Origin of the sequence: Azospirillum isscasi (assembly GCF_030849505.1) — a bacterium.
Lineage (GTDB): Bacteria > Pseudomonadota > Alphaproteobacteria > Azospirillales > Azospirillaceae > Azospirillum > Azospirillum isscasi.
On sequence record NZ_JAUJFI010000069.1, the window covers coordinates 1 to 20,588 of the forward strand.

General features: G+C 67.7%; 24 protein-coding genes. 17 read left to right on the forward strand and 7 right to left on the reverse strand.

Annotation, left to right across the window (positions count from 1 at the left end):
• A partial coding sequence (locus QSG27_RS15080) for a helix-turn-helix domain-containing protein (RefSeq protein ID WP_306707478.1) occupies positions 1 to 368 on the reverse strand: 368 nt, incomplete at its 3' end.
• Positions 369 to 878: 510 nt separating this feature from the next.
• On the opposite strand from QSG27_RS15080, the gene QSG27_RS15085 reads away from it, so the two are divergent.
• From QSG27_RS15085 to QSG27_RS15105, 5 genes are all read left to right on the forward strand, one after another.
• Entirely contained in the window at positions 879 to 2,444 is a 1,566-nt protein-coding gene (locus QSG27_RS15085) for a Do family serine endopeptidase (protein ID WP_407653216.1), read from the forward strand.
• Positions 2,445 to 2,528: 84 nt separating this feature from the next.
• The gene (locus QSG27_RS15090; protein ID WP_306707482.1) at positions 2,529 to 3,287 is read left to right on the forward strand and encodes a glycosyltransferase family 2 protein; all 759 of its coding nucleotides are present in this window, start codon (positions 2,529 to 2,531) and stop codon (positions 3,285 to 3,287) included.
• 28 nt (positions 3,288 to 3,315) lie between these two features.
• On the forward strand, positions 3,316 to 3,651 hold the full coding sequence (locus tag QSG27_RS15095; RefSeq protein ID WP_306707484.1) for a lipid-A-disaccharide synthase N-terminal domain-containing protein: 336 nt from the start codon (positions 3,316 to 3,318) through the stop codon (positions 3,649 to 3,651).
• A complete protein-coding gene (locus QSG27_RS15100; protein WP_306707486.1) occupies positions 3,648 to 5,333 on the forward strand; it encodes an ArnT family glycosyltransferase in 1,686 nt (561 codons plus the stop codon). Before QSG27_RS15095 ends, QSG27_RS15100 begins: the two co-directional genes overlap by 4 nt.
• Positions 5,334 to 5,475: 142 nt before the next feature.
• A complete protein-coding gene (locus QSG27_RS15105) occupies positions 5,476 to 5,856 on the forward strand; it encodes a hypothetical protein (RefSeq protein WP_306707488.1) in 381 nt (126 codons plus the stop codon).
• Here QSG27_RS15105 and QSG27_RS15110 read toward each other — a convergent pair.
• Positions 5,828 to 6,793, reverse strand: a complete 966-nt coding sequence (locus QSG27_RS15110; RefSeq protein WP_306707490.1) for an ROK family protein — start codon at positions 6,791 to 6,793, stop codon at positions 5,828 to 5,830. The genes QSG27_RS15105 and QSG27_RS15110 overlap by 29 nt on opposite strands.
• A 268-nt stretch (positions 6,794 to 7,061) precedes the next feature.
• On the opposite strand from QSG27_RS15110, the gene QSG27_RS15115 reads away from it, so the two are divergent.
• From QSG27_RS15115 to QSG27_RS15145, 7 genes are all read left to right on the forward strand, one after another.
• Complete coding sequence (locus tag QSG27_RS15115) at positions 7,062 to 7,862, forward strand: hypothetical protein (RefSeq protein WP_306707491.1); 801 nt, start codon at positions 7,062 to 7,064, stop codon at positions 7,860 to 7,862.
• 400 nt (positions 7,863 to 8,262) lie between these two features.
• Positions 8,263 to 9,168, forward strand: a complete 906-nt coding sequence (locus QSG27_RS15120; protein ID WP_306707493.1) for a branched-chain amino acid ABC transporter permease — start codon at positions 8,263 to 8,265, stop codon at positions 9,166 to 9,168.
• A 4-nt stretch (positions 9,169 to 9,172) separates the two neighbouring features.
• Positions 9,173 to 10,684 (forward strand): high-affinity branched-chain amino acid ABC transporter permease LivM, encoded by a 1,512-nt coding sequence (gene livM, locus QSG27_RS15125; RefSeq protein WP_306707496.1) that lies wholly within the window; start codon positions 9,173 to 9,175, stop codon positions 10,682 to 10,684.
• Positions 10,684 to 11,571, forward strand: a complete 888-nt coding sequence (locus QSG27_RS15130) for an ABC transporter ATP-binding protein (RefSeq protein WP_306707498.1) — start codon at positions 10,684 to 10,686, stop codon at positions 11,569 to 11,571. The genes livM and QSG27_RS15130 overlap by 1 nt, the downstream gene beginning before the upstream one ends.
• Positions 11,572 to 11,574: 3 nt before the next feature.
• Positions 11,575 to 12,285 (forward strand): ABC transporter ATP-binding protein, encoded by a 711-nt coding sequence (locus QSG27_RS15135; RefSeq protein WP_109068300.1) that lies wholly within the window; start codon positions 11,575 to 11,577, stop codon positions 12,283 to 12,285.
• On the forward strand, positions 12,285 to 12,644 hold the full coding sequence (locus QSG27_RS15140) for a DUF6867 family protein (RefSeq protein ID WP_038527921.1): 360 nt from the start codon (positions 12,285 to 12,287) through the stop codon (positions 12,642 to 12,644). The genes QSG27_RS15135 and QSG27_RS15140 overlap by 1 nt, the downstream gene beginning before the upstream one ends.
• A gap of 174 nt (positions 12,645 to 12,818) precedes the next feature.
• Complete coding sequence (locus QSG27_RS15145; RefSeq protein WP_306707505.1) at positions 12,819 to 13,919, forward strand: branched-chain amino acid ABC transporter substrate-binding protein; 1,101 nt, start codon at positions 12,819 to 12,821, stop codon at positions 13,917 to 13,919.
• Between the two features lie 87 nt (positions 13,920 to 14,006).
• Here QSG27_RS15145 and QSG27_RS15150 read toward each other — a convergent pair whose 3' ends face one another.
• Positions 14,007 to 14,246, reverse strand: coding sequence for a hypothetical protein (locus tag QSG27_RS15150; RefSeq protein WP_306707506.1), 240 nt, complete (start codon positions 14,244 to 14,246; stop codon positions 14,007 to 14,009).
• A 194-nt stretch (positions 14,247 to 14,440) separates the two neighbouring features.
• On the opposite strand from QSG27_RS15150, the gene QSG27_RS15155 reads away from it, so the two are divergent.
• From QSG27_RS15155 to QSG27_RS15165, 3 genes are all read left to right on the forward strand, one after another.
• Complete coding sequence (locus QSG27_RS15155; RefSeq protein WP_306707508.1) at positions 14,441 to 14,656, forward strand: hypothetical protein; 216 nt, start codon at positions 14,441 to 14,443, stop codon at positions 14,654 to 14,656.
• A gap of 423 nt (positions 14,657 to 15,079) precedes the next feature.
• Positions 15,080 to 16,123, forward strand: coding sequence for an OmpA family protein (locus QSG27_RS15160; RefSeq protein WP_306707509.1), 1,044 nt, complete (start codon positions 15,080 to 15,082; stop codon positions 16,121 to 16,123).
• A 273-nt stretch (positions 16,124 to 16,396) separates the two neighbouring features.
• Positions 16,397 to 17,041 (forward strand): response regulator transcription factor, encoded by a 645-nt coding sequence (locus tag QSG27_RS15165; RefSeq protein WP_306707510.1) that lies wholly within the window; start codon positions 16,397 to 16,399, stop codon positions 17,039 to 17,041.
• Here QSG27_RS15165 and QSG27_RS15170 read toward each other — a convergent pair.
• Both QSG27_RS15170 and QSG27_RS15175 read right to left on the reverse strand, forming a co-directional pair.
• Positions 17,018 to 17,299: a sensor histidine kinase gene (locus QSG27_RS15170; RefSeq protein WP_306707511.1), complete on the reverse strand. Its 282-nt coding sequence runs from the start codon at positions 17,297 to 17,299 to the stop codon at positions 17,018 to 17,020. The genes QSG27_RS15165 and QSG27_RS15170 overlap by 24 nt on opposite strands.
• On the reverse strand, positions 17,190 to 18,482 hold the full coding sequence (locus tag QSG27_RS15175; RefSeq protein WP_306707512.1) for a sensor histidine kinase: 1,293 nt from the start codon (positions 18,480 to 18,482) through the stop codon (positions 17,190 to 17,192). Before QSG27_RS15175 ends, QSG27_RS15170 begins: the two co-directional genes overlap by 110 nt.
• Positions 18,483 to 18,631: 149 nt before the next feature.
• Between QSG27_RS15175 and QSG27_RS15180 the strand changes: the two genes are divergently transcribed.
• The gene (locus QSG27_RS15180; protein WP_306707513.1) at positions 18,632 to 18,919 is read left to right on the forward strand and encodes a 4Fe-4S dicluster domain-containing protein; all 288 of its coding nucleotides are present in this window, start codon (positions 18,632 to 18,634) and stop codon (positions 18,917 to 18,919) included.
• Positions 18,920 to 18,990: 71 nt separating this feature from the next.
• Positions 18,991 to 19,431: a DUF4383 domain-containing protein gene (locus QSG27_RS15185; protein WP_306707514.1), complete on the forward strand. Its 441-nt coding sequence runs from the start codon at positions 18,991 to 18,993 to the stop codon at positions 19,429 to 19,431.
• 53 nt (positions 19,432 to 19,484) lie between these two features.
• Here QSG27_RS15185 and QSG27_RS15190 read toward each other — a convergent pair whose 3' ends face one another.
• Together QSG27_RS15190 and QSG27_RS15195 are read right to left on the reverse strand one after the other, a co-directional pair.
• On the reverse strand, positions 19,485 to 20,174 hold the full coding sequence (locus QSG27_RS15190; protein WP_306707515.1) for an RluA family pseudouridine synthase: 690 nt from the start codon (positions 20,172 to 20,174) through the stop codon (positions 19,485 to 19,487).
• Between the two features lie 22 nt (positions 20,175 to 20,196).
• Positions 20,197 to 20,550, reverse strand: a complete 354-nt coding sequence (locus QSG27_RS15195; protein ID WP_306707516.1) for a hypothetical protein — start codon at positions 20,548 to 20,550, stop codon at positions 20,197 to 20,199.
• Positions 20,551 to 20,588: the final 38 nt, after the last annotated feature.

Consider the following 20,588-nt stretch of genomic DNA (forward strand, 5'->3'; position numbering starts at 1 on the left):
GGCGCGGCGGGCGCCGTGGCGCGGGGCTCGGCGGTGCGGCGGGCCGGCTTCACGGGCGCGGGAGGTTCGGAATCCGCAACCGGAGCGGGAACGGGAGCGGCGGGCGGTTCCTCCGCCAGCGCGTCACCCGCCGGGGCTTCCGCGGGAGCGGCGTCCGCGGCGTCTTCGGTCTCCACATCCTTTTCGCTGGCGGCTTCCGCCTTGCGGATGATGTAGGAAATGGCGCTCGGCGTGCATTCGAATTCACGCGCGATCGCCGACAGGGTTGCGCCGGAACGGTAACGCTCAAGAATCTGCGGCCACGCCGACTGGGGGATTCGTCCGCGCTTCTTCGGAGCCTCCGGTTCGGACCCGGTTTCTGCGTTCATTATGTCGCTCGGTTGCCAAAGTGAATTTTGAGTCATGCGTATGCTGCTTGGGCCGTATCGCGCGCCTTCTGACGCAGCGTCACGCGGGCGCGTGCACGAGCATCACGTCAGGAGCCGTTTTTGCGTGCGATGTTGTCGGTACCGATGAATATCGGGAACTTGATGGGAAAATGCCAGAAGAACTTTGCGCCGCCTGGAAAAATTGCGCTTAGGCGGGTTGTCCGAACCGTAGTCCGGCCATAGTCCGAAGGCTGGATTGCCTCGTGGAGGGCCGTTTGAGCGAACCGCATAGGAGCATTTGCGGCGAGAATTTTAAAAACTTCACTTCACGGATCGGTCATGCAGGAAGCGGTTTGAAAATCCGCGGCGGTCCGGAATGCGTTGCGGAACGTTCTGTTGACACGATGCGCCCTTCGCGGGCGCTTGCTGTCCGACTGGCGGAGTTCCTTCATGCCGCATTCCATCGATCGATTCCGGCGCCTGTCCCGCAAGGCGCATTGGCACGCCGGATTGGAAACGGGATCTGCATCACGATTTGCGGCGTCCGCCGCGCCCGCGGGACTTGTCGCCGCTTTTCTGCTGGTGTCGGCTCCGGTGCTTGCCCAGGATGCGGGTGGGGCGGGCACCGCGCCCGCCACTCCGCCGTTGGCGTCTCTTCTGCCACCGAACGCGCCGCCGACCTTCGCCGATCTTGCGGAAAAACAGTTGGACGCGGTGGTCTTCATTTCGACCACGCAGGCGGCTCCGCAGGGCGGACCGCAGGCGGGGCCGCGCGGCCGGGAGATGCCGGACTTTCCGCCGGGCTCGCCTTTTGAAGAATTCTTCCGTGAATTCCGCGACCGCCAGCGCGGCCAGCCGCAACAGCAGCCGGCACCGCGCCCGACGGCGGCGCTCGGGTCCGGCTTCATCATCGACCCGGCGGGCTTCGTGGTCACCAACAGCCACGTGGTGTCCGAAGCGGCGGAGATTTCCGTGACCATGCACGACGGCACGAAGCTGCCCGCGAAGCTCGTCGGGGTGGACGGGCCGACCGACCTCGCCGTCCTGAAGGTGGACAGCAGGAAACCTCTGGTGGCGGCCCCCTGGGGCGACAGCGAGGCGTTGCGTGTCGGCGACTGGGTGGTCGCCATCGGCAATCCCTTCGGCCTTGGCGGCTCGGTGACGGCGGGCATCCTGTCCGCGCGCCAGCGCGACATCCAGCAGGGGCCGTACGACGACTATCTCCAGACCGACGCCTCCATCAACCGGGGGAATTCCGGCGGGCCGCTCTACAATCTGAACGGTGAGGTGATCGGCATCAACACGGCCATCTATTCGCCGACCGGCGGATCGGTGGGCATCGGCTTCGCCATCCCGTCCTCGGTCGCGCGCCCGGTCATCGAGCAGTTGCGCGATCACGGGCAGGTGCGCCGCGGCTGGCTGGGCGTCCAGGTGCAGGGCGTGACCCCGGACATCGCCGAGAGTTTGGGCATGCCGGAACCGGCGGGCGCGTTGGTGACCAGCGTGTCTCCGGACGGCCCGGCGGGGAAGGGCGGCGTGCGCCAGGGCGACGTCATCACCCGTTTCAACGGCGAAGCCATCGCGCAGATGCGCGCGCTGCCGCGGATCGTCGCGGCGACGCGGATCGGCTCCACGGTGCCGCTGGAACTGCTGCGCGACGGCAAGGCCGAAACCCTGACGATCACCGTGGGTGAACTGGAGCCGCCGCAGGAGCAGGTCGCCCTGTCCGGGTCGAGCGGAGCGCCGCGTCCGGAAACGGCGGTCGATACCAGGACGGTTCTCGGCCTGACCCTGTCGCCGCTGACCCCCGGCCTGCGCGACAGCTTCGCGATCAACCCGGACGTCGAAGGCGTGGTCGTCACCGAGGTCGGCGACTCCAGCGCCGCCAGCGAGCGCGGGATCGAGGCCGGCGACGTGATCGTCGAGGCCGGGCAGGAACCGGTGAAGACGCCGGAGGATCTGAACCGTCTGGTGGACGACGCGCGCAGCCAGGGGCGCAAGACGGTGCTGATGCTGCTCAGCCGCGACGGCGACCTGCGCTATGTGCCGATGCCCATCGAAGACCGGAGGGGCTGAGGGGCGCGGTCCCAACCTTTTCCTCTACCGTTTGCCGGGCGGCGGGAGTAATTTGCCCGCCACTTGGCGAATGGGATTAATCCAGTGAGTGTAGATTCCGAGGGCCGTCCGCCCGTGCGGCTGTCGGTCGTGGTTCCGGTCTTCAACGAAGCCGATAACGTCCTCCCCCTCCTCGAAGAGATCGAGCGCGCGCTGTCGCCCGCCGACGTGCTGGGCCGCGGTTTCGAAGTGATCTATGTGGACGACGGTTCCAGCGACGACACGCTGACGCGCCTCGCCCCGGTGGTCGCCGCGGGCCGCCTGCGGCTGGTCCGCCATGTCCGCCGCTCCGGCCAGAGCGCCGCCGTGCGCACCGGCGTGAAGGCGGCGCGCGGGGAGTGGATCGCCACGCTGGACGGCGACGGGCAGAACGACCCCGCCGACATTCCCGCCCTGTTCGCGCTGGCCGCCAAGGGCGGTCCGGACGCGCCGGTTCTGGTCGGCGGCCTGCGCAAGAAGCGGCAGGACACGCTGTCCAAGCGGCTGGCCTCGCGCTTCGCGAACGCGGTGCGGCAGTCCTTCCTGCAGGATGGCTGCACGGACAGCGGCTGCGGGCTGAAGCTGTTCCGGCGCGACGCCTTCCTCGATCTGCCCTTCTTCGGGGCGATGCACCGTTTCCTTCCCGCTCTGTTCCGCTCGCACGGCCATCCGGTGGCTTATGTGCCGGTCAACCACCGTCCGCGGGAACGCGGCGTGTCCAAATACAACAATTGGCGCCGCGGGCTGATCGGCGTGGTCGATCTTCTGGGCGTCTACTGGCTGAAGCGGCGCACCGCGCTGTCGCCCGCGGTCGAAGACCGCTAGGCCGTCTCACCCAACCGGTTGCCGCCCGATGCTCGAACGCGCCGTCGCCTGGTACCAGAGCCAAAGCACCGCCGACCTGATTTGGGTCGGCGTCGGTTTTTTCGCGCAGGCGCTGTTCATGATGCGCTTCGTCGTGCAATGGATCGCCAGCGAGCGTGCCCGGCGCAGCATCGTGCCGGACCTCTTCTGGTATTTCTCCATCGGCGGTGGGGTTCTTCTGTTGGCCTATTCGATCCAGCGGGGTGATCCGGTGTTCATGTTCGGGCAAGGGCTGGGCCTCATCATCTATTTCCGGAACCTCTATTTCGTCTGGAACAACCGCCGCGGCGGCGGGGCGGACGGCAACACGGCGGGCACGCCGTGAGCGCGGCGCCCGCCCCCTCCGCCAGCCGGCTGCCGGTCCTGGCCTATCTGTTCCTGGCGGTGCTCAGCGTCCTGCTGTTCCTGCCTGGATTCTTCGACCTGCCGCCCTTCGACCGCGACGAGGCCCGCTTCGCCCAGGCGTCCCACCAGATGCTGGAGAGCGGCGACTATGTGGACATCCGCTTCCAGGACGAGGCGCGCCACAAGAAGCCGGTGGGCATCTATTGGCTGCAGACCGCGGCGACGCGGCTGGTGGACGGCCAGGGGGAGATGCCGAAGGAGATTTGGACCTTCCGCATCCCGTCCCTGATCGGGGCGGTGCTGGCGGTCCTGGCGACGGCCTGGACCGGCGCCCGGATGTTCGGCGGGACGGTGGGGTTCCTGGCCGGGCTGATGATGGCCTCCTGCGTCGTGCTGGGGGTCGAGGCCCGCATGGCGAAGACCGACGCGGTGCTGCTCTCCACCATCGTGATCGGCCAGGCGGCGTTGGCCAGCCTCTATCTGAACCGCCACGCGGAACGGTCCGGCTGGGCGGCGCCGCTCGCCTTCTGGATCGCCGCCGGGGTGGGCATCCTCACCAAGGGGCCCATCGTCCTTCTGGTGTCCGGCACGACAGCGCTGGTGCTGACAGTGCTGGACCGCCGGGCCGGCTGGCTGAAGCGGCTCCGCCCGCTGGTCGGCCTCGCCATCGTGGTCGCCATCGCCGCGCCCTGGCTGATCGCCATCACGGTGAAGACCAAGGGTGCCTTCTTCGCCGAGTCGGTCGGTCACGACATGATGGGCAAGGTGGTCAGCGGGCAGGAGGCCAAGGGCCTGCCGCCCGGCTATTACCTGGGCACCTTCTGGGTGACCTTCGCGCCCTGGTCCTTCCTGGCGCTGCTGGCCGTTCCCTGGGCGTGGGGCCACCGCAAGGCGACGGGACCGGCGGCGGACGCCGTGCGCTTCTGCGTCGCCTGGATCGTGCCGAGCTGGCTGGTGTTCGAGGCGGTACCGACCAAGCTGCTGCACTACACGCTGCCGGTCTTTCCGGCCATCGCCATCCTGACCGCAGCCGCGGCGCGCGAGCATTTCCTGCGCCGTGCCGACGCGCCGCGCCGGGTCCTGTTCACCGCCGCCACCGCCCTGGGCGCCATCGGCTTCGGCGCCCTGGCCGTGGCGGTCACGGTGATCCCCTATCTGGTGGACCAGCGCGTCGATCCGGTGGCGGTCGCCATGCTGCCGGTGGTCCTGGTGCTGTACGCGCTGACCGTACGCCTGTTTGCCCAGCGGCGGGAAAAGGCGGGGTTCGCGGCGGGCGTGGCGGCGGTGGCGGTGCTGTACGTGGGCACCTACGGCGCCGTCCTGCCGGGCATCGACGGTGTCTGGATCAGCCGGCAGGCCGCGCGTACGGTCGCGGCGGCGCGCCCCTGCGCCGACAGCGTGGTCGCCTCCGCCGGCTATTCGGAGCCGAGCCTCGTCTTCCTGCTGGGGACCGGCACGCGCCTGACCCACGGGGCGGGTGCCGCCGCGCATCTGGCCGAGGACCGGGCCTGCGGGCTGGCTCTGGTCACTGGGCGGGAGGAGGCGGAATTCCGTGCGGCCCTGAAGGGGATGGAGCCGGTGCAACTCGGCCAGTTCTCCGGCTTCAACTACAACACCGGCAAGCGGCTGACCCTGACGCTCTACGGCGCGCCGCGGTCCTGAAGGAACCGGAAATGGGTGCTCCACGGATGGGGGGTGCGGGCTGAGTAACTCGCCTCCTCACTGGACATGCGCCGCGGCATCCGGCGGAATCCGCCTTCCCACACGCAAAAGGATGGAAGGCCGCCGCGTCATGCTTCGAACGATGACTGTTGCGACCCTCGCGGTGCTGGCCTTTGCCGCACCCGCCGAAGCGCAAAGGCAGGAATACCCCTCCTGGGTGTATGAGGAGATGGTCCCGACCGGACCCCACATGCGCCGCATGGAGGAAGCCCAGCCGGTTCCCGGCCCGCGCCCGTCCCATTGGGGCGCCATGGGCAACGGCGAACAGTTCCGTGCCGGCTCGCGCGGCTACGGCACCGACCCGGCCCGCGCCACGCCCTCCTACTCCCGCACCAATTCGCTGACCCCGCCGGTCCGCGACGGGCGCGGCGCGGCGGCGGCGGCGCGGCGCGGCGGCGGGGACAACACCCCGTCGACCCCGCGCGAGGTGACGCTCAACCCGGAATACACGTTCCAGCGGTAGCGGTCTCCTCGGGCCGCCACAGCCACGCCGCGCCCCGGACTCCGCTCGAATCGCCGTGGACGGCGCGACGGACGGGCGTGTCCAGGCTGTCTGAGAAGGTCCAGCGGGCGATGGCCGGGGGCAGGGCAGTGTAGAGGAACTCCAGGTTCGACAGCCCGCCGCCCAGAACGATGACGTCCGGGTCCAGGACGTTCACCACGCCGGCGAGCCCGCGCCCCAGCCGGTCCACCAGCCGGCCGAGGGTGGCGCGGGCCGCGGGATCGCCATTCCCGGCAAGGGCGGCGACGGCCTCCGCGGTCAGCTCCGCGCCCGTGGCGCGGCGGTGGTCCGCGGCGACGGCGGGACCGGACACGAAGGTCTCCAGACAACCCGACTTCCCGCAATAGCAGGCGGGGCCGGGCCGCTCGTCGTCGGTGGGCCAGGGCAGGGGATTGTGCCCCCATTCGCCGCCGATGGCGTTGCGGCCGCCCAGCGGGCGGCCATGGACGACGATTCCCGCCCCGCAGCCGGTGCCGAGGATCGCCGCGAAGACCACCCCGCAGCCCGCCCCGGCCCCGTCCGCCGCCTCCGACACCGCAAGGCAGTTGGCATCGTTCTCAATCCGCACGGGCCTCTGGAGCGCGTCGCTCAGATCCCGGTCGAAGGGTCTGCCGATCAGCCATGTGGAGTTGGCGTTCTTCACCAACCCGGTCGCCGGGGATATGGCCCCGGGAATGCCGACTCCGACCGTGGCGCCCGCCGTGCCCGTCTCCTCTTCCAGCCGGGCGACCATGGCGGCGATGGTCCGCAACGTCGCGTCGTAGTCGCCGCGGGGCGTCGGGACGCGGAAGCGGGCAAGCTCCTCGCCGCCCGCGCCGAGCGCGATGCCTTCCGTTTTCGTGCCGCCGAGGTCGATGCCGATGCGGACGGACGAGGGGGTGCCGCTGTTGCGGTTCATAGGGAAAATGCCCTGTTCTGTGGGCCGCGTCACAGAATGGCGCCGGCGCTGTTGCAATACTGGGAAAGACCGCTGTTCCGCAACCCAAGCAAACATCCCGTAGTCGAGATCCCTTTCTGGCGGCTGCGATGCCACAGGCTGGGACAAATGGCCTTTGGAGCGGCGATATGGGTTGACCGAAAAGTGGGATCTTGTAGAACCAGCGAAACAGAGGGCGCGATCCGTTGGGTTCCGCCCGTCAATCAGGGCCACCGGAGCCGGACCAACGATGAATCGCCAGCGCGCCGCCCATCGCATTCCTTCCTTCACCTTGCGCAACGCCGCCGCCATCGGCCTTGCCGTGCTGTTCGCCGGCGCCGCGCTGCCGGCCGCCGCCAAGGAGGCCGCGAAGCCCGCTGTTGAAAAAGGGGCCACCGCGAAGGCCGCCACCGCGAAGCCGGCCTCCTCCAAAAGCGCCGCCGCCAAGAGCGCCGCGTCCAAGCCCGGCGCCTGCTACAACCGCGCGGAGCACGCGGCGGAACAGACGATCCGCATGCACACCGAAATGATGGTGGTCGGGCTGACCTGCCAGCAGGTCAATCCGGAAAAGAAGCCGTTCAACCTGTATCAGGATTTCACGGTCAAGAACCGCTCCCTGATCTCCAATTCGGAAGCGTCGATGATCGACCATTTCCGGAAGAAGGGCGGCGGCAACGCGACGCGGCAGTTCGACATGTTCCGCACGGAGATGGCGAACGAGATCAGCCGCCGCGCGGCGACCATCGGAACGGGGCTCTATTGCGCCAACTTCGTCGACCGCTCCAAGGCGGCCATGGATCTGACGGCGGACGACATCCGCGTCCTGACCGCCGATGAAAAAAGCGCCGGTCTGATGCATTTGTCGTCAAAGCCGCTGTGCGACGTCCAGGTCGTGAGCAATCCGGACGTGAATTACGACGTCGCCCAGGCCCCGGCCTCGCGCGGGGGCAGCGCCGCCCCGGCGGCCAAGTCCACGGGCAAGGCGACCGCCAAGGCCCCCGGAAAGCCGAAGGACCCGGCGAAGACCCAGGTCGTGTCCGCCAAGCGCTGACCGGCGCAACCCCGGTGACGATGCCGGATGGCCTGGACCGTCCGCACCGTGCACCGCAGCAATGGCACAGTTGTTGCGAAGCCCTCTTCACCACGGTGAAGGGGGCTTTTTCATGCCCTTCAGTCGTCATGGTAGAATGCAAGCGCAAAGTTCACGGAACTGACATGAATCGATATTGCAAATTCTCTGAAAATTGGTATTACCGCATATAGAGTGCGGTTTTGCCCTCTTGCTCAGTTCAGAGCCGCTGGGCTAACGTTCCGCTTAGACAACAATCTTGGCCCCGCGCTCAAGAGCCTGGGAAAGCCAATTCGGGGAGTGGCACTTCACGTGACTGGTGTACGAGCGCGCTTGTCTCGCTCGCCGAAGCCTGCGCATCGCGCCGAGGCGAGGTAGGACAATGGAATATTTTCTTCAGCAGTTGATCAACGGCCTGTCGCTGGGCGCCATCTACGGCCTCATCGCGATCGGATACACGATGGTGTACGGCATCATCGGCATGATCAACTTCGCCCACGGCGAGATCTACATGATCGGCGCCTTCGTGGCCCTCATCACCTTCCTGACGCTCGGCAGCCTGGGGATCACCTGGGTTCCGCTGGCCCTTCTCGTCATGCTGGTGTCGGCGATGCTGTTTACCGCCGTCTATGGCTGGACGGTGGAGCGCATCGCCTACCGCCCGCTGCGCAGCTCGCCGCGTCTGGCGCCGCTGATCTCGGCCATCGGCATGTCGATCTTCCTGCAGAACTACGTTCAGATTCTGCAGGGCGCGCGCAGCAAGCCGCTGCAGCCGATTCTGCCCGGCAATCTGACCCTGATGGACGGCGCGGTGTCGGTCAGCTACGTGCGTCTGGCGACGATCGTCATCACGATCGCGCTGATGTACGGATTCACCCAGCTCATCACCCGCACCTCGCTCGGCCGCGCCCAGCGCGCGTGCGAGCAGGACAAGAAGATGGCGGGCCTGCTGGGCGTCAACGTCGACCGCGTCATCTCGCTGACCTTCGTCATGGGCGCCGCCCTGGCCGCCGTGGCGGGCATGATGGTCCTGCTGATCTACGGCGTGATCGACTTCTACATCGGCTTCCTGGCCGGCGTTAAGGCCTTCACCGCCGCGGTCCTGGGCGGCATCGGCTCCCTGCCGGGCGCCATGCTGGGCGGCGTGGTCATCGGGCTGATCGAGGCTTTCTGGTCGGGCTACATGGGCAGCGAATGGAAGGACGTGGCGACCTTCACGATTCTCGTGCTCGTCCTGATCTTCCGTCCGACCGGCCTGCTGGGCCGTCCGGAAATCGAGAAGGTGTGAGGCCATGACCGCGATTTCCCTGTCTTCCCCGCGGGCCATCGCCTGGCCCGCGATCCTGAAGGAGGCGGCGATGACCGCCTTCGTCGCCCTTCTTCTGACGATCCCGCTGGTCGGCCTGCGCACGGTGGACCGTCCCACCGGCCTCGGGCTGGAAACCCGCTGGGACGAGGTGGCCGCCGCCGTCGGTCTGGTCTTCCTCGGGCGCCTCGGCCTCTGCCTGATCCGCGAGGGGCATGCGGCCATCGTCCTGGTCCTGGCCGCCGCCGCCGCCGCCGCGGGCTTTTTCATCGCCATGCCGACGGAGGCCCTGCGGATCATCCTGATCGCCGGGGGCGCCGTGATCGCGATCCGCGCCATCCTGGCGATCCGCACCGGCCGCTCCAAGCTGTCGCAGGCGGAGCGCGACAAGCGCATGGACCACATCGCCGCGCAGGTGCAGCACGCCTCGCGCTGGCTTGGTCCGATCGCCATCGTCCTGGCGCTGGCCTTCCCGTTCACGCCGCTGGCCGACCGCCAGTTGCTGGACATCGGCATCCTGCTGCTGACCTACGTCATGCTGGGCTGGGGCCTGAACATCGTGGTCGGTCTCGCCGGTCTGCTCGACCTCGGCTATGTGGCCTTCTACGCGGTGGGCGCCTACTCCTACGCGCTGCTGGCCCATTACTTCGGCTTCAGCTTCTGGCTCTGCCTGCCGCTGGCGGGCCTGCTGGCGGCGTTGTCGGGGGTGCTGCTGGGCTTCCCGGTGCTGCGTCTGCGCGGCGACTATTTCGCCATCGTGACGCTGGGCTTCGGCGAGATCATCCGCATCATCCTGATCAACTGGTACCAGTTCACCGGCGGTCCCAACGGCATCTCCGGCATCCCGCGCCCCAGCTTCTTCGGCATCGCCGACTTCACGCGGACCCCGGCGGACGGCACCATGGCCTTCCACGAGCTGTTCGGCCTGGAGTTCAGCCCGCTGCACCGGATCATCTTCCTCTATTACCTGATCCTGGTGCTGGCGCTGATCGTGAACCTGTTCACGATGCGCATCCGCAAGCTGCCGCTGGGCCGCGCCTGGGAAGCGCTGCGCGAGGACGACATCGCCTGCGCCTCGCTGGGCATCAACCGCACGAACATGAAGCTGGCGGCCTTCGCCATCGCGGCGATGTTCGGCGGCTTCGCCGGCTCCTTCTTCGCCACGCGCCAGGGCTTCATCAGCCCGGAGAGCTTCACCTTCATCGAATCGGCGATCATCCTCGCCATCGTGGTGCTGGGCGGCATGGGCAGCCAGATCGGCGTGGTCGTGGCGGCCCTGCTGGTCATCGGTCTGCCGGAAGCCTTCCGTGAACTGGCCGACTACCGCATGCTGGCGTTCGGCATGGGCATGGTGCTGATCATGCTGTGGCGTCCGCGCGGCCTGCTGGCCCACCGCGACCCGACCATCCTCCTGCATGGCAAGGGCGGAAGCGGCGGCCCCGCCGCGGGCACCGCCGCCGCCGGCGGCCAGGGCATCGCCGGGGGGAGCGCGAAGTGATGACGACGAACCATTCCATGACCACCACGCCCCTGCTGACGGTCGAACACCTCACCATGCGCTTCGGCGGGCTGGTGGCGGTCAACGACGTCTCCTTCGCGGCGAACAACGGCGAGATCACCGCGATCATCGGCCCGAACGGCGCCGGCAAGACGACGCTGTTCAACTGCATCACCGGCTTCTACACGCCCACCGTGGGCCGGCTGACGCTGCGCCATCCCGACGGGAAGCAGTTCCTGCTGGAGCGGATGCCGGGCTACCGCATCTCGCAGAAGGCCAGCGTCGCCCGCACCTTCCAGAACATCCGCCTGTTCGGCGGCATGAGCGTCCTGGAGAACCTGATCGTCGCCCAGCACAACAAGCTGATCCGGGCGTCGGGCTTCTCCATCGCCGGCCTTCTCGGCCTGCCGTCCTACACGAAGACGGAGCGGGAGGCGGTCGATCTGGCCAAATACTGGCTGGACCGCGTGCGCCTGCTGGAGTTCGCGGACTGGGAGGCGGGCAATCTTCCCTACGGCGCCCAACGCCGGCTGGAGATCGCCCGCGCCATGTGCACCGAGCCGGTGATGCTCTGCCTGGACGAGCCGGCGGCGGGCCTCAACCCGCGCGAGTCGGGCGAGCTGGCCGACCTGCTCACCTACATCCGCGACGCGCACAAGATCGGCGTGCTGCTGATCGAGCATGACATGAGCGTGGTGATGACCATTTCCGACCATGTCGTTGTGCTGGATTACGGCCGGAAGATTTCCGACGGCGACCCGGCCTTCGTGAAGAACGACCCGGCGGTGATCCGCGCCTACCTCGGCGAGGAAGAGGACGAGGAGTTGCCGGCGGTGGTCGCGGCCGACCTGCCGGAAGTCGCCAAGCGAGCCGAGGAGGGGGCCTGAGCCATGCTGAAGGTATCGGGCGTCCACACCTTCTACGGCGCCATCGAGGCGCTGAAGGGGGTCGACATCGAGATCGGGGCCGGCGAGATCGTCTCGCTGATCGGCGCCAACGGCGCCGGCAAGTCCACGCTTCTCATGACCATCTGCGGCAGTCCGCGCGCCCGCATGGGCCGGATCACGTTCGAAGGGCAGGACATCACGCAGATGCCCACCTACGAACTCGTCCGCCTGGGCATCGCCCAGTCGCCGGAAGGCCGCCGGATCTTCCCGCGCATGAGCGTGCTGGAAAATCTGCAGATGGGCTCCATCACCGCCAAGCCGGGCAGCTTCGCCAACGAGCTGGAACGGGTGCTGACCCTGTTCCCGCGCCTGAAGGAGCGCATCGGCCAGCGCGCCGGCACCATGTCCGGCGGCGAGCAGCAGATGCTGGCCATCGGGCGCGCCCTGATGAGCCAGCCGCGGCTTCTGCTTCTCGACGAGCCGTCGCTGGGCCTCGCCCCGCTGGTGGTGAAGCAGATCTTCCAGGCGGTGAAGGACATCAACCGCGAGCAGAAGATGACCGTGTTCATGGTCGAGCAGAACGCCTTCCACGCGCTGAAGCTCGCCCACCGCGGCTATGTGATGGTCAACGGCAAGGTCACCATGTCGGGGACCGGTGCGGAACTGCTGGCGAACGAGGAAGTGCGTTCGGCCTATCTGGAGGGAGGTCACTGATGGACGGCGTTCTCGGTTCCTCTCTGCCGGTCTTCCTGGGCCTGACGGTCCTGGTGTTCGGCGGCTGCGGCGTCCTGACCGGCCAGACCCTGGCCGAAGGCTGGAAGCCGCTGTCCAGCGCCATCGCCTACTCGATCCTGCTGGGGCTGGGCGACCGGTTCCTGGTCTGGGGCCTGTTCGGCGGCCAGCTTCTTTCGGTGTACGGATTCGTGGTGCACACGCTGGTGATCGGCGCGATCACCCTGACCACGTACCGCATTTCGATGGCGCGGCGGATGGTGTCCCAGTATCCTTGGCTGTACGAACGCTCGGGACCCTTCGGCTGGCGCGAGCGCGTCGGCGGAACGCTCGCCGAGTGATTGCGAATTCCATGGGTCCGATCGAGACTGCGCCGCGGGTGAAACTGTCGCACTTGGCGATGATCGGACTATAGTGGAACCTTGTCGGCACCGGCGCCCCCAAGCCCTTGGGGGACCGGTGAAAAGGCCCCGGAGGGGCCGGCGTACGACTCATAACAGGGAGCCAACGAAACTATGAACTACAAGCTTTCCCTCCTCGTTGCGGTTGCGGCGACCGCTATGACCGCCTCGGTGGCGAAGGCCGACATCGCGGTGGCGACCGCCGGCCCGATCACCGGCCAGTACGCCACCTTCGGCGAGCAGATGAAGAAGGGCATCGAGCAGGCGGTTGCGGACATCAACGCCGCCGGCGGCGTTCTGGGCCAGAAGCTGAAGCTGGAAGTGGGCGACGACGCCTGCGACCCGAAGCAGGCTGTCGCCGTGGCGAACCAGCTCGCCAAGGCGGGCGTGAAGTTCGTCGCCGGCCACTTCTGCTCGGGCTCCTCGATCCCGGCCTCGCAGGTCTATGCCGAGGAAGGCGTCCTGCAGATCTCCCCGGCCTCGACCAACCCGAAGCTGACGGAACAGAACCTGAAGAACGTCTTCCGCGTCTGCGGCCGTGACGACCAGCAGGGCCAGATCGCCGGCAAGTATCTGCTGGAGAACTACAAGGGCAAGAACGTCGCCATCCTGCACGACAAGTCGGCCTATGGTAAGGGCCTCGCCGACGAGACGCAGAAGGCGCTGAACGCCGGCGGCCAGAAGGAGAAGATCTACGAAGCCTACACGGCGGGTGAGAAGGACTACTCGGCGCTGGTCTCCAAGCTGAAGCAGGAAGCCATCGACGTCGTCTATGTCGGCGGTTACCACACCGAGGCCGGCCTGCTGGCCCGCCAGATGAAGGACCAGGGCCTCAGCGCCCCGATCGTGTCGGGCGACGCTCTGGTGACCAACGAGTACTGGGCCATCACCGGACCGGCCGGCGAGAACACCATGATGACCTTCGGCCCGGACCCGCGCGAGCTGCCGGACGCCAAGGACGCCGTGGAGAAGTTCCGCAAGGCCGGCTATGAGCCGGAGGGCTACACCCTCTACACCTACGCCGCCCTGCAGATCTGGGTGGAGGCGGTCAAGCAGGCCAACTCGACCGACGCCGCGAAGGTCGCCGAGGTGCTGCGCAAGAACAGCTACAGCACGGTGATCGGCAAGATCGGTTTCGACGCCAAGGGCGACGTGACCTCCCCGGCCTATGTCTGGTACCGCTGGAACAACGGCCAGTACGCCCAGGTCAAGTAACCCGGCCGTACGATCCGGTTCCCGTGAGGGAACGAAGGTTGGCGAAGGCCCGGCGGGAAACCGCCGGGCTTTTTGCTTGCGGGTGGATCAGAGGCTGGCGGGCTGCGGTGCCAGGGGTGGCGCGGCGGGTGGAGGCGCCAGGGACGGGGACCGCTCCGCCAGCAGCCTTTCCGAGGTGCGCATCACGTCCCGCCAGAAGGCGGCGGCGCGCAGGTTGTTGGCAGCCGTGAGTTCGACGAGGCGGACGCGGCTGATGCGGACGGCGGACTCGCCCAGTTCTTCCACGAGGCGGGTCGCCAACAGGAGCACGTCGTGATCGGTTTTCATGACAGGATCAACGTGCCGAACCGCCGTTTTGTTCCGCATGTGCGAAGACGGTTGTTGCAGCACCGCTACATCCCGGCCCCGGCTTGCGGGGTCACGCAACGGACACTCGCCAAGCGGGGCAGGTTTGGTGTTTGAATGGTCCGCCGTGCCTGCATCGTCGTCGGGTACGAAGCCTTGGGTTTTGGAGATCGGATATGCGCAGAAAGCGCGAAGTCGTCGAAGGCCAGATGTTCCGCAAACTCGGTCCCGGCGGGGGAATCTGGCAGGTGATCGCCGTCCGCAAGGACGGGCTGGGCACCCAGCACGCCCAGTTGCAGCGGTCCGACGATCACAAGACCCTGAAGACCCTGGCGGTGTCCGCCCTGCTCGATCCCACCCAGTTCGAAACGGTCGCCGAACCGCAGAATTGATCCGCGCCGCGGCGGCGGCGGCGACGGTTGTTTCCTTTGGTGTTCTGGTCGAAGCGCCTGCCCTCCATGGGGCAGGGCGCTTTGTGCTGTCCGCATTGCTGGTTATAGGTGCAAATTCATCCGGAAAGTGATGGGCTTCATCCAATAGAGTTATGAGAATGTCGGGTGGTGATTACTTTTAAATCGAAGGGATATGAAGGATAAGCCAAAAGTTCAGGTAATGCAGAAATGCCACATCTCTGTGCATCTTATCACAGGGTACTTGTGACGGCAGGTGGTTGCTGATATTTCGAAGTCATGACGTTTCAACCGCCGACGGAATGCGGCGGGCTCGCCCGATGAAGGGGGTGTCCTTCGACACCGGTCCTTCCGAACGGTTCGCTTCGACAGCCCCGGCACCCCGTCTACAAGGGAAAGAAGAAAATGACTCTGCGTGGGATTCTGTTCGGAACGGCGGTTGCGGCGATGCTGCCGACCGCCGCCCTGGCCGCGACCGAAGGCTTCTATGTGGGTGCCGGTGCCGGCGTGAACTGGACGCGCGACGCCGACCTGCGCTTCGAGAACACCCCGACGGATGCCAGCACCAGCTTCAAGCTGGGCGGCATCGGCGATGTCTCCGCCGGCTACGCCACGGCCGCCGGTCCGCGCGCCGAGCTGGAATTCGCCTGGCGCTGGCGCAACGCGATTGACAGCACCGACAGCGCCAACGCGGCGGTGAACGGCCTGGGCGGCAAGGCCAGCTCGCTCGCCTTCATGGGCAACGTCCTGTACGACATCAACACCGGCACCGCCTTCACGCCCTACATCGGCGTCGGCGCCGGCATCGCGCAGGTCCGCCTGGACCTCGGCGGCTTCGACGACCGCGACTGGGTGTTCGCCTATCAGGGCATCGCCGGCGTGTCCTACGCGCTGACCCGGAACTTGGCCTTGACGCTGGATTACCGCTACTTCGCGACGCTGGACCCGAAGTTCGACCTGGGCGGCCCCCCCGGCATCGCCACGTCGTCGGTGAAGGGCGAGTACCAGAACCACACCATCCTGGCCGGCCTGCGCTACACCTTCGGCGCTCCGGCGGCTCCGGCTCCGGCGGCGGCCCCCATCGCTCCGGCGGCCCCGGTCCAGGCGCAGCCCCAGTCGGAGTATCTGGTGTTCTTCGATTGGGACAAGGCCAACATCACCGCGGCGTCCGACAAGATCATCGGCGATGCCGCCACCGCGGCGGGCCGCGTGCGGGCCGTCAGCATCCATGTGGTCGGCCACACCGACACCTCCGGTTCGCCGGCCTACAACCAGCGGCTCTCGCTGCGCCGCGCCGACGCGGTGAAGAACGCACTGGTCGGCAAGGGCGTCGCGGCCAACCAGATCACCGTCGAGGGCAAGGGCGAGACCCAGCTCCTCGTGGACACCGGTGCGAACGTGCGCGAGCCGTCGAACCGCCGCGCGCAGATCCTCATCCGCGTGCAGTGATCCGGCGGGCTGCCGGTCCCGTACGGGATCGGTGGGCGCGCGTGGGACAGGGGAAAGGGCGCCGCCTCCGCGGCGCCTTTTTCGCATCTGCGGCAGAAGCACGCGCAACATCACCGAATCTTGCATCAATTGTGGCGTGAAACCTCCGGTCGGCGTATGAGGTTCATACCGGAAACCGCACTTTGGTTTGAGACGACCGAGTCCGGCCCGGTCCCAGCGGACCCCGTCCCTTTGGGCTCCCCCTCCAGCCGCCTTCGCCGAAGCAGGGTTGTCATGCAGGTATTGATCGCCGACGATCACTCCATCGTTCGCAGTGGCCTGACCCATCTGGTCGGGGAGCTGAACGAACAGGCCGGCGTGGCGGCCGCGACCAGCTTCGGCCAGTTGACCCAACTGCTGGACCAGGGTCCCTACGACCTCGTCATCATGGACCTGCGCATGCCGGGGCTCGGCGGGCTGGACGATGTGGAGGCGGTGGTCAAGCGGGTGGCGCCGGTGCCGGTCGTGGTCTTTTCCATGATCGATTCGCCGGACGAGATGCGCGCCGTGCTGTCGCGCGGGGTGCGGGCCTTCATCCCGAAATCCACGGACGACGTGCTGGTGGTCAACATCCTGCGTCTGGTCATGGCCGGCGGGTCCTATGTGCCGCCGGTGCTCGGCATGCCGGGGGTGGCCCAGCCGACGCCCCCTGCCAAGGCGCAGGAGCCGAGCGTCTTCGACGGGATGACCCGCCGCCAGTTGGAGGTTCTGGACCTTCTGGCCCAGGGCCTGTCGAATCAGGAGATCGGGGAGCGGCTGGGGCTGAACCTGTCCACCGTCAAGACGCACGTCACAGGCGTGCTGAAGGCGCTCGGCGTCGGCAGCCGGACGCAGGCGGTGCTTCTGGTCAAGGAATCAGGCCGCGACCGGCTGGTGTGATCCGACAACCGCCGGCACGCCCACGGCGAACACCGTCCCCCGTCCTTCGACCGACCTCAGCTCCAGCGGATGGCCGAGCAGCCGGGCCAGCCGGTCCACGATGGCGAGCCCCAACCCGATCCCCTCGCTGCGGTCGCGGTCGGGCCGGTCAAGCTGGACGAACTCCTCGAAGATGCGGCGGCGGTCGGTTTCGGCGATGCCGCGGCCCGTGTCGTAGACCTCGATCCACAGGGTGCCGCCGCGGCGCCGGCAACCCATCAGCACAACCCCCCTGTTCGGTGTAGCGCACGGCGTTGGTCAGCAGGTTGCGCAGGATGCGCTCCAGCAGGAAGGGGTCCGTCCGCACGGTCAGATCCGTCGGGACGACGCGCAGCCGCAACCCCTTGTCCTCGGCAATCCCGGCGAATTCCGCTTCGAGCTGGTCGAACAGGGCGGCCAGCGCGACGTTGGCGGGCTTGGGTTCCACCACGCCCGATTCCAGCTTGGAGATGTCGAGGATGGCGTTCAACAGGTCGTGCATGGACCGCTGCGCCAGCCGCAAATCCCTGAGCAGAGCCAGGGCGCGGGGTTTGTCCACCTGCCGTTCCAGCATGCCGGTGAACATGTTGATGGCCTGCAAGGGCTGCTTCAGGTCATGCCCGGCGTGGGCGAGGAACCGGGATTTCGCCAGATGGGCCTGCTCCGCGGCCTCCTTCGCCGTGTGCAGTTCGGCGGTGCGGGCGCGCACTTGCGCCTCCAGCGTGACGTTCGTCTGCTCCAGGGCCTGGGTCATGCGGGTGATGTCGGCGAACTGGCGCTGCACCTGCCGGACCATCGGGCGGAAGATCACCAGCACCTCGGCGCAGAGCGTCAGCAGCGTCAGGATGAGGGCGGCGAAGCCGAGATTGTGCAGGGTGGTGAAACCGCGCTCCCCGGCCTCCTGATAGCGGGCCACCATGTCCTCCAGCCGCGCCAGGAGCGGACCGAGCGCCTGATGGGTGACGAGGCCGGCCTCGGGCATGCCGGGGGGCAGGCCGGCGGGACCGGCGGCGATCACCGCGCGGAGCGCGGCGATGTGGCGGAGCACCAGATCGTTCAGCGGCTCCGGCCCGTCGAAATAGAGCCGCTGGACGTCCTTGCCCATGGCCGGCCCCTCGTCGGTGCCGGTCAGCCGCCGGTGGGCGTTCTCGAACATGTCCGTCGCCTCGGCGAGACGGGCGGTCAGGGCCTTCCGCTCCGCGTCGGTCGAGGCGTTGCGGAGCTGCTCCACCAGCAGGGCGGTGCGCTGGGACAGCATGCGCTGACGGCCGGAGATGTTCACGACCTCCAGCATGTCGGCGTGTTGGTCGATGACCCGTTCGGTCATGAAGAAGCCGGCCAGCGTGCACAGCGCGATGACCCCCAGCGCCAGTCCGTAGCGAAGCGTCATCCAGCGCGCCGTGGTGTTGCCGATGGGGACCATGCCGTCCGTCCTTCCGGTGCTGTGCGGGCCTTGACGAGGGTCAAGGTGGGGTGGTGCGCGACGGACCAGTGTAACGCCATCGCCGCCGCTCGGCATTCGCGAATGCAGCGCACGCGGGGCGGCGGCGGAACGTAAGGAAGGCGAGGATCATGGCGGTCAGTCGTGCGGATCTCATCCGGGGGCGCTTCCGTTCCGAGCCGGCGCCCGTCGAGGCGCCCCAGGCGCTGGAGGCGCGCATCGGGGCGGGCTGCCTGTCCTTCAACGGAACCGATTGCCGCATGTGCAGCGACCATTGCGACCCTGGTGCGATCCGGTTCCGCCCGCTGGGGCGGGGACGCTGGCTTCCGGTGATCGAGGCGGGGGGCTGCACCGGCTGCGGCGACTGCGCGGGCGTCTGCCCGGTCAAGGCGGTGACGATGGAGCCGGCGGCCGCCTGATTCAGGGAACGCTGTTTCTAACCCTCTGTTGGTAAGGCGGTTTCATCCCCTGTCTGCCAACGGAGAGACACATGTGGTGGCGCAACGTAACGCTGGTCTATGCCGCGGCCTTTACGGCCATCGGCATATTGGGCTTCATCCCGACCTTCCTGAGCCCGCCCCCGGAAGGCATGACCCTCGCCGTCGAGGCGTTCCACGGCTATCTGCTCGGCCTGTTCCCGGTGAACCTGCTGCACAACATCGTGCATCTCCTGTTCGGCCTGTGGGGCTTCTTCGCCTACTTCTCCAGCCGTCTGGCCTCGCGCGCCTATCTGCGCAGCGTGGCGGTCGCCTACGCCGTCCTGACCGTCCTCGGCTTCATTCCGGGTCTGAACACGCTGTTCGGGCTGGTGCCGCTGCACGGCAACGACATCTGGCTGCACGCGCTGCTCGCCATCGTGGCCGGCTATGTCGGCTTCGCGGTGCGCGAGACGGAGGCCGGCACGGAGAAGCACGCCGAATGGCGGGCCTGACGGTCTGGCGGGCCGGCCTTCAGGCCGGCCCAGCCCTCAGACCGGCCCAGTCTTCAGACCGGGTGGTCTTCCTGGAACCCGCAGGCGGCGAGCGCCGCGCGCATGTGGGGCGGAACCGGCGCCACCGCGCCGACCGCCTCGCGGGAGGGGTAGAGGGGCAGCGAAATGGCCCGCGACTGCAGGTGCAGCGGATGCCCCTCCGGCCCGCCATATTGCGGGTCACCCAGCAGAGGGCAACCCAGCGCCGTGGCGCAGTGCACCCGGATCTGGTGCGTGCGTCCAGTGTGCGGCTTCAACTCCAGCCATGTCATGCCGTCGCCGCGCCCCATTACCCGGTAGTCGGTCACGGCGCTCTGCCCATCGTCGGCCACGACGATCCGCCAGCCGCCGGTCCGGTTGGTCACCTTCATCAGCGGCAGTTCGATGCGCCCCTGGTCCTCCGCCGGGCTGCCGGCGACGACCGCCCAATAGGTCTTGTCCACCTTGCCGTCCTGGAACAGCTTACCCAGCTTGCGCAGGGCCTTCGGATGCCGCCCCAGGATCAGGCAGCCGGAGGTGTCGCGGTCCAGCCGGTGGGCGAGGCCGGGCGGCTTCGGAAAGCCGAAGCGCAGGGCGTCGAAATGCCGTTCCAGATTCGGTCCGCCACCCGGACCCGCGTGGACGGGCAGGCCGGCGGGCTTGTCGATGATGAGCATCAGCCCGTCGCGGTACAGCACGCGGGCCTGGATCTGTTCGGGTGTCATGATGCCTTAACGGACGGTGCGGTCAGTCTTCGTCATCGTCTTCAAGGTTGAGGGCGGTTTCGTCAACCGTTGTCAGCACATCGGGCCGGATGGCGGCCAGGGACAGCAGCACCGCCCGGACCGTGTCCGGGGCGTGGGCATCGCCCGAAACCTGCGCCACGAGGTCGTCCGTCACCACGGGGGGCGCCGGCACGCGGCGGCGGATGGCGCGGATTTCCTTTTCGATGGCCTTGCGCTCCTCCGCCACGTCGTTGGCGTAGTGCGTCTGGTGGCGCATGGAGAAGTCGTGAAGGCGGCGGTTCACGATGACCTCCGCGGCGAACAGGGCGCGGCGCTGGGCGTCGGCGACTTTGGCGGTCAGGTCATCGGCGGACATGGCGGAGTCCTCACATTGCAGACGAGTGCCCACTCCAT